Source organism: Microcoleus sp. CAWBG58 (assembly GCF_020883045.1).
Taxonomy (GTDB): domain Bacteria; phylum Cyanobacteriota; class Cyanobacteriia; order Cyanobacteriales; family Microcoleaceae; genus Microcoleus.
The window spans coordinates 1-11,460 of record NZ_JAHRFA010000135.1 but is presented as its reverse complement, the minus strand read 5'-3'; the positions used below and the strand labels follow the sequence as shown (position 1 = coordinate 11,460).

The window sequence follows — 11,460 nt, the reverse complement described above, 5'->3', positions numbered from 1 at the left end:
GAGTTAGAAAAGGCAGTGGATTTGATTAACAATCGACCGAGGAAATCGCTTGACTATCGAACCCCTTTTGAAGTATTCTATGGACATACATCAGACACTGTTGCACTTCAGATTTGAATTGGCGGATCAATTAGAGGACTAAGTAATTCTTAGGTCTAGGAAGTTACTAAAATAAAGAATACCCATAGTGCTTAGCAAAAAATCCCAAACGACTGCCTCAACCCGCGATCGAATCAGTAGAACTATTAATTAGAATGACTTTTTCTATAGATTTATTATACCTTACCAGATAGACGGACAACTGGCAAGTAATTTTCCAATTTTCCGTGGATATTACGGACAGTGGGTCTGCCTAATACCTCTATTTCCCTGAAACAGTAACAGTCGTCGCGCAACCGGATGTTATTAACACCAGTATAGTTCATTTTAATTTGACTTGGCCCGGCAAAATGTGCAACCAAAAACTCGCTTTTAAGTTGTCCTTAAGTGCCTTTGAAAACGCGGTCAATTCCTTGATAAACGTTTTGATAAACAACGCGGTTAAAAGTAGGCGCGTCAGTGTGCCATTGACTCGAATCTTCGCCTAAAATAAAGTTAGCAAATCGCGGCAATTGTTCCAACCCAGAAATTGTGGGATTTGGGTTGCTGTTCGCTAAGCTGCTGCGGACAATTGAAGAAGTTGTGGCTTGATTCCCCGGTTCATTTGGTTTTTGGAAAGCGGTAAAGGCGATTTCGTTGGGAGTGAAATAGATACTGTGACCGGCACCTTTTACCTGGAATTCTACATTTGGGTCTGTTTGTCCAGCATTTGCAATAAAACTTAAGGGAATTTGACCGTAAGATGGTTGTTGATTTGGAGAATTCATGGCTAGTACCCCTGGTTGATATTGTGTCAGTAAGTTTACGGAAGTACCAGCTCTGATTTATGGAACCCATTTGAGATATTTTAAATCGCCCCCATTGGGGAGGATGAAGCATTTGGACATCAAACATCGGGTTAGAGAGAGCGATTGTTCCCTCGAAAGCTTCATCCCTACACCACATGAACGTTAATCTTGACTTGATGGGGCTGATGATTAAAAGGCTTGCAGCCGTGCAAGATGTCAAATGGGTTCTATACCATTTTTTTAAAGTTATGAGAGACTTTGGCAAACAGGAAAAGTGTATAAATTACAATGTCTTGTCGTCCTCGATCTCTATCGGATCCTTAGAAAAATGGTATTAGCTTATATTATAAAGAGCGCTCAAGCGCAACTACCTACCTAAACGACTCCCAAATAAAATGACGCCCGCTAAAGTTTCCCAACAGTACAAAAGCACTTTACAGGAAACTCGCGGGCGTCGAAATCAAGCAAGCTTAAATCTTAGAACAGACCCAGCGTGAAAGATTTGTCGATCGGGAAAATAGCACCAATACCCAACCACAGAGTTACCGCAGTTCCCAATAGGAAGACTGTGGTAGCCACTGGACGGCGGAACGGATTTTGGAACTTGTTAACATTCTCGATGAACGGAATCAAAATCAAGCCCAGCGGAACAGCGGCCATGCAAGCAATTCCCAACAGTTTGTTAGGCAAAACGCGCAGGAGTTGGAACACAGGCCACAAATACCATTCCGGCAGAATTTCTAGCGGAGTAGCAAAAGGATTGGCTGGTTCGCCAACCAAAGCTGGGTCAAGTACGGCCAAACCGACGCACAGAGAAATTGTTCCCATGATCACAATGGGGAAAACGTAGAGCAAGTCATTGGGCCAAGCTGGTTCACCGTAATAGTTGTGACCCATGCCCTTAGCGAGCTTAGCGCGTAGCTCTGGATCGCTCAAATCTGGTTTTTTGATAATAGACATAGTGAGAGTGTTCTCCTTTTAGTTTTACCCGAGCTTGGCATTCCGCTGTATTCGTTAGTCCGAATCAGCGGCGCGATCGCAGGAAGTATTGACCGTAATAAATATCATGAGAGATGAATTCTGAATTTTCAACCCAAAATTCCGCAGGGGGGCAAAAAAAATACCGCCCCAGCAACTCAAAATTTACAACGGGCCAGAAATACCTTGCTTGCGAATCATCAAGAAGTGAGCCAGCATGAAGACGATAATCAGCCAAGGCAACACAAAAGTGTGCAAGCTGTAGTAACGGGTCAAAGTGCCTTGACCGACGCTGACACCGCCGCGCAGCAGTTCAACTAGCAAAGAACCGACAAAGGGGATGGCTTCGGGTACGCCGGAAACGATTTTAACGGCCCAGTAACCAACTTGATCCCAAGGTAGCGAGTAGCCGGTCACACCGAAGGAAACAGTGATGACTGCCAAGATGACTCCTGTCACCCAGGTTAATTCGCGGGGCTTTTTGAAGCCCCCGGTCAAGTAAACCCGGAAAATGTGCAGAATCATCATCAGTACCATCATGCTGGCAGACCAGCGGTGGATGGAGCGAATCAGCCAGCCGAAGTTGACTTCATTCATCAGATATTGCACTGAAGAAAAAGCTTCTGCTACCGTTGGACGGTAATAGAAAGTCATGGCAAAGCCGGTGGCAAACTGAATTAGAAAACAAACTAGAGTAATCCCGCCCAAGCAATAGAAGATGTTGACGTGGGGAGGTACATACTTTGTAGTGATGTCGTCTGCGAGCGCCTGAATTTCCAGGCGTTCATCAAACCACTGGTAGGTTTTTGATTCGGTGATTTGTTTAGAAAACATGGAGCCAGAATTCCTAAAAGAATATTGCTGTGGTTGAGGTTCAGGGCAGCAGCCACAAGGTTTTTTTGTCGCCCCGCGCCGAGCAGTTGGCTTTTACTAGCAAATGCCTGAGGCTATTTTTAAATTTGGAGCTCACGAAAGGAAATCTATTGTGCGATCGCCCGCGAGCACTGGGACACCAAGCTAGAGCTGAGCCCTACTCGCTGGCGTTGCGCGATCGAAATTCCAGACTGTGATAAAAAATGTAACATAATTGCTGTACAGATTTCACGAAGCGATGCTTTTGCCTTGGTCTCAAATAGCATTTTCTGCCAGCTCAACATCGACCCCAAGCTGGCATAGAGCCAAGAGCCCAGCCCAGGAGCCAAGTCCGAGCCTGCCAGAGGGTAGTTCAGGCGTAAAATTTAATCTTCATGATAAAACTTCACTAATTTTGCGATTAAATGTTACAATTAGCTAATTTTTTTTGCGGCTGGGCAATGATGAATCCTGAATGTCTCCGGGACAGTTGACTGTTAATGCAAAGTAATTAATTTTCTTAAGCTTCTCGGTAATACCCGGTAATTGCTGGTAGTATAGATAGAGAGCAAAACACTACCGACTAATGACCAGATATGTCACACCAAGAGAGGCTTGCAAAATCCTGCAAGTCTCAGAAAAAACCCTTAGAAACTGGGAACTTGCGGGCAAGATCGCGGCAATCAGAACTCCCTTCAACCAGCGGCGCTACGACATTGACAGCGTTCTCGGAACGGGACAAAACCGATGCACCGCCATCTACGCCAGAGTTAGCAGCTACAAACAGCGAGACGACCTCGACAGGCAAGTCAGCTACCTGCAAAACCTCTACCCGCAAGCCAAAATCTTCAAAGACATCGGAGGCGGACTCAACTTCAAAAGAAAAGCGCTGCTTTCCCTTTTGGGACAAGTCATGTCAGGAGATATCTCAACAATTGTGGTCGGACACCAAGACAGGCTCGCTCGATTTGGCGGCGACCTCATTAAATGGATCTGCGACCAAAATGATTGTCAACTCTTGGTTCTCAGCAGAAGTGAACTCTCTCCAGAACGAGAAATGGTTGAAGATATCCTTGCCATCATTCACGTCTTTAGCTGCCGACTCTACGGACTCCGCAAGTACAAATCTACTATCAAAAAAGATCCGAGTTTACCCGGAAACCAAGCTAGCAGCAGTATGGAGGACTTGGATTGCAGCGAGTAGGTGGTGTTACAATCAGGCGGTTGCTATTCTTAAAACCGAGAGAATCGGCAAATACGACTTGAGGAAGAAGGTAATGGACTTGGCTCCCGATTGGGTATCCCAACAACCTTACAACCCGCGACAAATGGCTGTGTTTCAGGCTGTTGAAGCGCACAAAGCAGCCAAGAAATCGGGGGGGAGTGCAAAATTTAGAAGCCGTTTCGATACCTCTCAAACAATTAGATTCCAAACATCTAATTGGAAACTCTTAACGTTTTATCCGCAATCCACCAAAGGGTTAAGTTTTCAAGCAGCAGAACCCATTCTTGAGGTAATGCAACACGAACCATCACTCTCTTTAATTAACGGTCAGTGGTTTATTTGCTATGCTGTAGACGCGCCAAAAACCAACTCGGTTAAAAGTGATTTAGCCGTCGCCCTAGACCCTGGAGTCAGGACTTTTCTTACCGGATTCGACGGTCACGAATTCATCGAAATCGGTAAGGGCGATATCGGTCGCGTTTACCGATTAGCAAGGCATTTAGACAGATTGATGTCGCGGATAGGTTCGAGTAAAGGAAAGGAATTCAAGCGGTTGAGATATTGTTTGAGAAAGTCGGCTGCCAAAATCAGGATCGAGATTAAGAACTTAGTACATGAGTTGCACAAAAAAGCAGCTAGATATTTTGTTACTCAGTACAAACTGATTTTTTTGCCGAGTTTTGAAACGCAGCAAATGCTAAAGAAAGGCAAGCGCAAATTAGCAACTAAAACAGCTAGAGCGATGGTCACGCTTTCTCATTATCGTTTCAAACAAATGTTGAAGCATCAAGCTGCCAAACACGGCGGTATTGTAGTAGACGTAACCGAAGAATATACCTCAAAAACCTGTTCAAATTGCGGACACATCCACACTAAACTAGGTGGAAATAAGGTGTTTAAATGCCCGGAGTGCGGGCATACTTTGGACAGGGATTTTAACGGCGCTTTCAATATTTTATTGAAAGCTTTGAGAGATACCTCCCTAGCAAGCGGGCTATCGGCTTATCTTGCTTCGCCATACACGGTTGATTTAGAATTCCTAAATTTACAGGGTTAAATGTATCTGCACAAAAGCTTTTAAGCTTACAAACTTAAAATACAGGAAATGCCATACTTGCCTATCTTTGACACAAAAAAATCATGCAGAGACGAGTTTTCCAGACAGCAATTATTTTCTTCCTCCAAGTCGTTCTGGTTCTAGGCGCGTGGGTTCTTCCGGCAGCGGCGCTAACTCCAGAACAGCAGTTGTTGAGCGAAGCTTGGCGAATTGTCAACCGCTCTTATGTGGACGACAGCTTCAACTCTAAAAACTGGTGGTCGATTCGCGAAAAAGCCGTCAGGGAACCGCTCAACGACAGACAGCAGACTTACGCGGCGATTCAGGGGATGCTGGCAAATCTTGACGACCCTTTCACTCGACTGCTCAAACCAGAACAGTACCGCAGTTTGCAGGTCAACACTTCGGGAGAATTGACGGGAGTTGGGCTGCAAATTGCGATCGACCCCGAGACAAATACCCTAACAGTAGTGGCTCCTTTGGCGGGTTCGCCGGCGGATAAAGCCGGCATTCAACCGCTCGATCGCATTTTGAAAATTGACGGCACTCCTACCTCAGAATTGAGCCTGGACGAAGCTGCAACTCGAATGCGCGGCCGCATCGGCACTGCTGTTACCTTGACCTTGGGACGCGAAGGCAGGGAGGTTCCTGAAGACGTTGAGCTGGTGCGCGATCGCATTGCTTTGAATCCGGTTTACGCCGAATTGCAGTCGGGGCCGGACAATTTACCTCTGGGCTACATTCGCCTGAGTCAATTCAGCGCTAACGCCACTGAAGAAGTCGCCCACGCGATCGATCGTTTGGAAAAACAAGGCGCCGCCGCTTACATTCTCGATTTGCGGAACAACCCGGGCGGGCTGTTGCAAGCTGGGATTGAAATTGCGCGCCTGTGGATCGATTCCGGGACGATCGTCTACACGGTCAACAGACAAGGCATTCTCGGCAGTTTTGAGGCTTCTGGACAAGCCTTGACTGGCGATCCGCTGATTGTTTTGGTGAACAAGGGAACGGCTAGTGCTAGCGAAATTTTGGCGGGTGCGCTCCAAGATAACGGCAGAGCTCAACTGGTGGGCGAAAAGACTTTCGGCAAAGGACTGATTCAGTCGCTGTTTGATTTGTCCGACGGTTCCGGGTTGGCTGTAACTGTTGCTAAATACGAGACACCGAACCACACGGATATTAACAAATTGGGGATTTCGCCCGATCGCGCAGTGCCGCTAGAACCGATTGCGCGCGATCGAATTGGCACTGAAGAAGACTTACAATATCAAGCTGCATTGCAACTGCTAAAAGAAAAAACTGTGATGGCAAAGACGGCGGTTGAAACCGCGCCCAGACAAACAATGTCCGCCTCTGCCGACAGAAGACAATAAAGTAATTTCAACCACCGTTTCTTCAACCCGCACGCCTGCGGGTTTTGTTTGGGGGCCAATTCCATTCGCCCGCTCTTGTGCGTGCGCGGTGCAGATCCTACAACAATCTTCAGAGTGAAGTACCCGACTCTGATGCTACGCATACAGAGCGGGCTTCCAGTTTCATCGGTCAATGCCACGTTAGGGAATCTCAAAGCGAGAGTTCGTACCGAGTACGATGATGGTCTTACTTGTCCTCCGGAGGTTTGGTACACTTGTGGCGACCCTGACTCCCTTCTTCAGATTGCTCTACTACCCTGGCAGCAACCCTGCTTCCCAAGGTTGTGGATTTTAATAAGGGCAAACGCATGGAGGATTTACGGAAATATCCGACCAGCAGAACTTGTTTCTTTCCCGTTGCTCATGCTCGTTCCAGGGCGTAAAGCTTTTTGTTTTCAGCCATGCGGGTGGGTCAACGACCATCTGTACTATACCAAGTTTTCTCGCTGCGTTTCTAAGAGATTGGCATTTCTTCATCGATGCCAATTCCTGATGAAGCGTTGCGCCCTGTCGTCGGTCAAGGCATCAATTCTGAAATGCCCTGGCTTTCATCCCGACCCTGAATCCAAGATTACAGCGCGGGACTTCCCGCCGAATCGTTAAGGTTGCGGGGTAGATTCCTCAGAATCGGGTGCTTCGGGTTCCTGCAAAATCACCGGGCGTTGCTGGGGATCGGCTCGATTGCTTTGCTCTTGCATCACAGTTTTAGCGAGACTGGGGTCAAAATAGCGGTTAAAGTCCGATCGCGACTTATCGACTCGCGCTTGAGTAAGATTCACTTCAGCTTGGATTTCGTGCAACTTTTCTTGGACTCCCCGGTAGTGGGGCCAAAGCTGAATCAAAGCAGAAGTCGCACACACTGACAGAACTACATTAACTGCTAACTTGACTCCTGTTTCGGCGGCGAGCGTTTGATGAGGGTAGGAACGCTGGCTGCTGCTGCGACGAGGAGTAACCCGAGGGGGAGTTTTTACAGGACGTAGTGGGGTAACGGTAGGTTGAATCGCTTGCATAATTTTTTTTTCAAATACCTGAGACTGACTTTTTAGAGCTGACCACAGAAAATTCTGAGTTTAACGCACACCCGCCCCTGTTTGTCAGGGTGCTCGCAGCCCAAATTTTTGAGACTGGGTGACGGCTGAGGACGGAATTTCCCAATAAAAATGCCTGCCCTTGCAGTCTCGTCTTCGTGACCACAAACAATCTACTGCACGATGACAGCAATTGTCTGTAATTTCGAGATTTAACTAAGGAGGACAGGCGACGGTGCGGTTCGCTACTGGTGTCTCGAAACTACTTGTACAGTTCTGTTGACAGCCGGAAAGCCAAGATTCCCGGAATCAAAGCAATTACGAGCGCTACGTAGACTTGGGTATCTGTTAAAGACATATGAGGAAAACTCCATTTTACGGGCACGAGCTTTCATCAATTTGAGACAAATTGGCGCTTTTGGGAATCTTTTGTTACAAATCGACAAGTAATTCGGCGCCGTTGGGGAGGAGTGGGAGAGGGGGATCGCGGGAGATGGGGAAAATCTTGATGGTTGACTTCTGGTTCTCGGAGCGAGATCGATCGCTTAAATCCGCTACATCCGTTAAAATCCCGTAGATTGCTTGTTGCCGAACTGCCATAGCGATCGCGATCGCCCGCGACAAAGTTACCGCACTAGGTTACGATAAGTGAAGGTGACACTCATTTATAAACAGAGCCGGTGATTTGCGCTGAGCTCGACCCTTGCAAATCGTTAGGTGCACAAAATAATTAATGCTAGATCAATTTCTCGAGGCTTCACCCAATTTGGGAGTTGACACCTTTTTTTTATTGTTGGTTTTGGTAGCTTTGGAGGCGGTGCTTTCGGCTGACAACGCGATCGCCCTGGCATCTATTTCCAAAGGTTTAGAAGAACCCAAGCTACAGCAACAAGCTCTCAACATCGGTTTGATAATTGCTTTTGTACTGCGAATAGCACTAATTTTAATGGCGACTTGGGTGATCCAGTTCTGGCAGTTTGAACTGCTGGGAGCCCTGTATCTGCTGTGGCTAGTTTTCCAGCACTTTGCCTCAGAGGCTGACTCTGATGGAGAACATCACGGCCCCAGATTTGCGTCTCTGTGGAAAGCAATTCCAGTAATTGCTCTGACGGATTTAGCTTTTTCTTTGGATAGCGTTACAACTGCGATCGCGATTTCTGACCAAACTTGGCTGGTGTTGACGGGCGCGACAATTGGCATCATTACCCTGCGATTTATGGCGGGCTTGTTCATCCGCTGGCTGGATGAATTCGTACACCTTGAAACTGCTGGCTACATTACAGTCGGTTTCGTGGGAATGCGACTGCTGGTGAAGGTAATCAATGAGAGTTTAGTACCTCCCCAGTGGCTGGTAGTTTCTTCTATCGCCTTAATGTTTGTCTGGGGATTTTCTAAGCGCACTCCCGATCCGTTAGAGATTGTAGAATCTGCGGAAGTTGCTGTCAATCTGCCGGATGCAGAAGTTAAAGTCCCGGAAGCGCAAGCACAGAATTCCGAAATTTAAGGAACGAAAATGGCGTTGCTGATTTACGGTATGAAAGGCTAAATAGGTCTGTCATAGAAACCTGTATCCACAAAGGTTTTGGATTTTAAACTTATTTTTTTCATACCATGATTAAGCAACGCCGATAGCACTAACGTTTCAGGATTAAAGACCCTTCCACCAGGGACATCTTTTTTTGCAAATTGCCGGAACTACTGTGATTCAAAATGATGATATAAGCTTGAATAGGAAACTGCAAACTTTTCGCCAGCAGGTCGGCCACATTATGAGCCGCATTCTCATTTTCTATCAAACCTCGTTTGCGAACGATTCCTAGGATACATAATTTTTTTTCGGGAAAGTAGGTGACAACTTTCTCTACCAAATAAGCTTCTTCTACCTGTGAATAGGGAGCCAACTGTTGTTTTAGTTCATCTACTTCTGATGGTTCTAGAGTATGAGGTTTGAGTTGGTCGCGATCGCTCGCGCTAGCTCTTTCCTGTTGAGCTTTGAGCAGCAACTGAGAATGCTTCTCGGCTCGATCGCGATATTTGTCTGCTTTGTCAGTTTGACCTCGTTGCCAGAAAAAACAGTAAATTAGCTCGCAGCCGTCTATTACCCAATCTATCCTTTGTGTCATAGCCTTTTCCAGGCAAGCAATACCTACTGGATCGTCCTTTTGTAGTAAGATCTGCCCGAGGCTATAGTTGGCTTCTGCACAATCGGGGTGAGTTTTTAAGACATCTTGCAACAAGGGAATTGCGGCTTCACCACCTCGCACTTGTAATGTGTAATGGGCTCGTTCCCATGCTTCTGGTTCATCCAGTGTTTGCACTTGTGCTTTTTGCTCTAAAGCTTGCAGTTTACTTTGGATTTCTTGGAGGTAAGCATACTGCTGCCGCCAAGGTGTCGATGCTGCTTCTTTCCAATCGCGATCGAACTGGGTAGCAAACTGTTGTAAGCTGTTTCCGAGAAGATGTTCTGCTGCACTGGTTTGTACGGTTACTGACTGAAGCAATTTTGGCGATCGAGTCCTCAGATAACCTAGGGATTTGAGTCGATCGCTCAGACAGGGATGGGTGTCTGCATTATCGGTCTTTTGTGCCAGAGCCTGCTCTAACCATAGATTTGTCTCTGCTTCTGCGATCGCACCGTGCAGGAAAGTTAACATAGAAGAATAAGCATTGTCCGGCGGATCGACCCTATCTGCAACCTGCTTCTGGATATCTGACCAAAAGGAACTTTCTAGAAAACGGGCTTTGATTTTTACATTAATTAGTGCCTCAGCGGCATGGCGTGCTCCAGCGAGTTGGGCTGCACAGCGATCGGCTTCGTACTCATCCATCCGTGCTAGGGTAAAAGAGTAGGCATTAAAGGAAGGCCAATACCATTGTAGGAAGCTATTAAACAACATTGATGCCCCAGGTTGTTCGCTCTGGTATAACCGTTCGTAAATCTGCAACCAGGTTTTGCGAATTCGATAAATCCATGCCGCGAAGCGAGAATGATTGCCAGAGAGATGTCCTAATTCGTGTGCTAGAACGGCTTTAAATTGTTCCAAAGACAAGGACTGCATCAGCGGCAGTCCTAGAAGCAAGTAGTTTTTTTGCCAGCCAAAGATACCCAGCCGCGGAACTTGAACGACTGCTGCATTGAATTCTCGATTCAACAAGATGTTGTGGAATCGGGGAGCCTCAAGTTTAGCGGTCAATTCGTCTACCATGCCGAATAAGTGAGGAACTCGATCGCGACTGAGTTTCAATCCTTGAGGATGGGGGAAAGTTACCCAGAGCGAACTCACAATTGCCCATGCTGGAATAAGTAACAAAATGCCAAACTTAATGATGTAACCATTGATGTAACGGCTAAACACGATCGCAAAGACTACCAGCCCGATCAGTGCGAATAATCCAGCAAGTATTAAAAAGATGTAGGCATAACCTAATACGGCAAACAGGGCTACTCGCAAGCGGTAACTTCCCGGATGACGCTGCGAGAATTCTTCCAAATTTTTGACTAATTTATCAAACTCTTTCTGATTGATTGCCATAGGAAACAGTTGTTTTATATGTGCTGATGGCCAATTGCATTAATTGCACAAAAGTATGATGGGCTCGAGGTTTCTGGTTTTGTATAACCAGCGCTAATAACTCGTCGATGCCAACCAATAACCTTTATAGGTTAAACTCAATGCTGTAAATGCTGTTTAAGTCAAGATTAATTATTATTCCCACCCATCCTAATTCAAATTTTTTGGATGGTCGGGCGGTGTTTACAAAAATTGATGGGAGTTGTCGGCGAGATGAATTGGGAAGTTGCGATCGCTCTTTTTGTATAGTGCGTTCGCCCTGGTTGCTCTCGTGAGCGATCGCAGACATTACTCGATCGACCTAATGGAAGTAGAATTAGCCGCTTATAAAAACCTAGGTAAACCTAGGTAAGCTCTACGGTATAAGCTTTAAGCGTTCTTTCTTAGCGCTTGCGCTTCCTCGATGTCGAGGTTGACCAAGAAACTCCAGTTAGAAACGCTATAAT

12 protein-coding genes and 2 pseudogenes are annotated in these 11,460 nt (G+C 46.4%); 6 read left to right on the top strand and 8 right to left on the bottom strand.

The genetic code is table 11. The annotated features are described in order from the left end of the window. A pseudogene (locus tag QZ918_RS31775) lies at window positions 1-117 on the top strand (IS30 family transposase); the annotation flags it as partial. Between the two features lie 365 nt (window positions 118-482). Here the strand turns inward: QZ918_RS31775 and QZ918_RS31770 are convergent. The 3 genes from QZ918_RS31770 to petB all read right to left on the bottom strand — a co-directional run bounded on the left by QZ918_RS31770 (window position 483) and on the right by petB (window position 2,699). Continuing rightward, window positions 483-866, bottom strand: a complete 384-nt coding sequence (locus tag QZ918_RS31770) for a DUF7948 domain-containing protein (protein ID WP_293342769.1) — start codon at window positions 864-866, stop codon at window positions 483-485. Between the two features lie 498 nt (window positions 867-1,364). Further along, window positions 1,365-1,847 carry a cytochrome b6-f complex subunit IV gene (petD, locus tag QZ918_RS31765; protein ID WP_293342767.1) on the bottom strand — a complete coding sequence of 161 codons (483 nt, stop codon included), beginning with the start codon at window positions 1,845-1,847 and terminating at the stop codon, window positions 1,365-1,367. Window positions 1,848-2,030: 183 nt separating this feature from the next. Next, window positions 2,031-2,699: a cytochrome b6 gene (gene petB / locus QZ918_RS31760; protein ID WP_293142998.1), complete on the bottom strand. Its 669-nt coding sequence runs from the start codon at window positions 2,697-2,699 to the stop codon at window positions 2,031-2,033. A 29-nt stretch (window positions 2,700-2,728) separates the two neighbouring features. Here petB and QZ918_RS31755 point away from each other — a divergent pair, with 29 nt between their 5' ends. From QZ918_RS31755 to ctpA, 4 genes and pseudogenes are all read left to right on the top strand, one after another. Further along, window positions 2,729-2,935, top strand: coding sequence for a hypothetical protein (locus QZ918_RS31755; RefSeq protein ID WP_293342765.1), 207 nt, complete (start codon window positions 2,729-2,731; stop codon window positions 2,933-2,935). A 368-nt stretch (window positions 2,936-3,303) separates the two neighbouring features. Further along, window positions 3,304-3,885 (top strand): annotated as a pseudogene (locus QZ918_RS31750) (IS607 family transposase); the annotation flags it as partial. Between the two features lie 109 nt (window positions 3,886-3,994). Next, a complete protein-coding gene (locus tag QZ918_RS31745) occupies window positions 3,995-4,999 on the top strand; it encodes a transposase (protein ID WP_527250464.1) in 1,005 nt (334 codons plus the stop codon). An 83-nt stretch (window positions 5,000-5,082) separates the two neighbouring features. Then, complete coding sequence (gene ctpA, locus QZ918_RS31740) at window positions 5,083-6,372, top strand: carboxyl-terminal processing protease CtpA (RefSeq protein ID WP_293342761.1); 1,290 nt, start codon at window positions 5,083-5,085, stop codon at window positions 6,370-6,372. 638 nt (window positions 6,373-7,010) lie between these two features. Here the strand turns inward: ctpA and QZ918_RS31735 are convergent. The 3 genes from QZ918_RS31735 to QZ918_RS31725 form a co-directional block, all read right to left on the bottom strand. After that, window positions 7,011-7,424, bottom strand: a complete 414-nt coding sequence (locus QZ918_RS31735; RefSeq protein WP_293342759.1) for a slr1601 family putative cell division protein — start codon at window positions 7,422-7,424, stop codon at window positions 7,011-7,013. 280 nt (window positions 7,425-7,704) lie between these two features. Then, window positions 7,705-7,800, bottom strand: coding sequence for a photosystem I reaction center subunit XII (gene psaM, locus QZ918_RS31730; RefSeq protein WP_015174804.1), 96 nt, complete (start codon window positions 7,798-7,800; stop codon window positions 7,705-7,707). A 74-nt stretch (window positions 7,801-7,874) separates the two neighbouring features. Next, entirely contained in the window at window positions 7,875-8,042 is a 168-nt protein-coding gene (locus tag QZ918_RS31725) for a hypothetical protein (protein ID WP_293143024.1), read from the bottom strand. A gap of 133 nt (window positions 8,043-8,175) precedes the next feature. Between QZ918_RS31725 and QZ918_RS31720 the strand changes: the two genes are divergently transcribed. Beyond that, window positions 8,176-8,946 carry a MeeY/MeeF family manganese export membrane protein gene (locus tag QZ918_RS31720; RefSeq protein WP_293143027.1) on the top strand — a complete coding sequence of 257 codons (771 nt, stop codon included), beginning with the start codon at window positions 8,176-8,178 and terminating at the stop codon, window positions 8,944-8,946. Between the two features lie 130 nt (window positions 8,947-9,076). Here QZ918_RS31720 and QZ918_RS31715 read toward each other — a convergent pair whose 3' ends face one another. Then, window positions 9,077-10,975, bottom strand: a complete 1,899-nt coding sequence (locus tag QZ918_RS31715; RefSeq protein WP_293342757.1) for a M48 family metallopeptidase — start codon at window positions 10,973-10,975, stop codon at window positions 9,077-9,079. A 124-nt stretch (window positions 10,976-11,099) separates the two neighbouring features. Beyond that, complete coding sequence (locus QZ918_RS31710) at window positions 11,100-11,303, bottom strand: hypothetical protein (RefSeq protein WP_293342755.1); 204 nt, start codon at window positions 11,301-11,303, stop codon at window positions 11,100-11,102. Between the last annotated feature and the right edge of the window lie 157 nt (window positions 11,304-11,460).

What these genes read in the sequence shown, in the direction of transcription:
- QZ918_RS31770 (WP_293342769.1), bottom strand. Translation starts at nt 866, where the DNA reads ATGAATTCTCCAAATCAACAACCATCTTACGGTCAAATTCCCTTAAGT.
- petD (WP_293342767.1), bottom strand. Translation starts at nt 1,847, where the DNA reads ATGTCTATTATCAAAAAACCAGATTTGAGCGATCCAGAGCTACGCGCT.
- petB (WP_293142998.1), bottom strand. Translation starts at nt 2,699, where the DNA reads ATGTTTTCTAAACAAATCACCGAATCAAAAACCTACCAGTGGTTTGAT.
- QZ918_RS31745 (WP_527250464.1), top strand. Translation starts at nt 3,995, where the DNA reads ATGGACTTGGCTCCCGATTGGGTATCCCAACAACCTTACAACCCGCGA.
- ctpA (WP_293342761.1), top strand. Translation starts at nt 5,083, where the DNA reads ATGCAGAGACGAGTTTTCCAGACAGCAATTATTTTCTTCCTCCAAGTC.
- QZ918_RS31735 (WP_293342759.1), bottom strand. Translation starts at nt 7,424, where the DNA reads ATGCAAGCGATTCAACCTACCGTTACCCCACTACGTCCTGTAAAAACT.
- psaM (WP_015174804.1), bottom strand. Translation starts at nt 7,800, where the DNA reads ATGTCTTTAACAGATACCCAAGTCTACGTAGCGCTCGTAATTGCTTTG.
- QZ918_RS31725 (WP_293143024.1), bottom strand. Translation starts at nt 8,042, where the DNA reads ATGGCAGTTCGGCAACAAGCAATCTACGGGATTTTAACGGATGTAGCG.
- QZ918_RS31720 (WP_293143027.1), top strand. Translation starts at nt 8,176, where the DNA reads ATGCTAGATCAATTTCTCGAGGCTTCACCCAATTTGGGAGTTGACACC.
- QZ918_RS31715 (WP_293342757.1), bottom strand. Translation starts at nt 10,975, where the DNA reads ATGGCAATCAATCAGAAAGAGTTTGATAAATTAGTCAAAAATTTGGAA.
- QZ918_RS31710 (WP_293342755.1), bottom strand. Translation starts at nt 11,303, where the DNA reads ATGTCTGCGATCGCTCACGAGAGCAACCAGGGCGAACGCACTATACAA.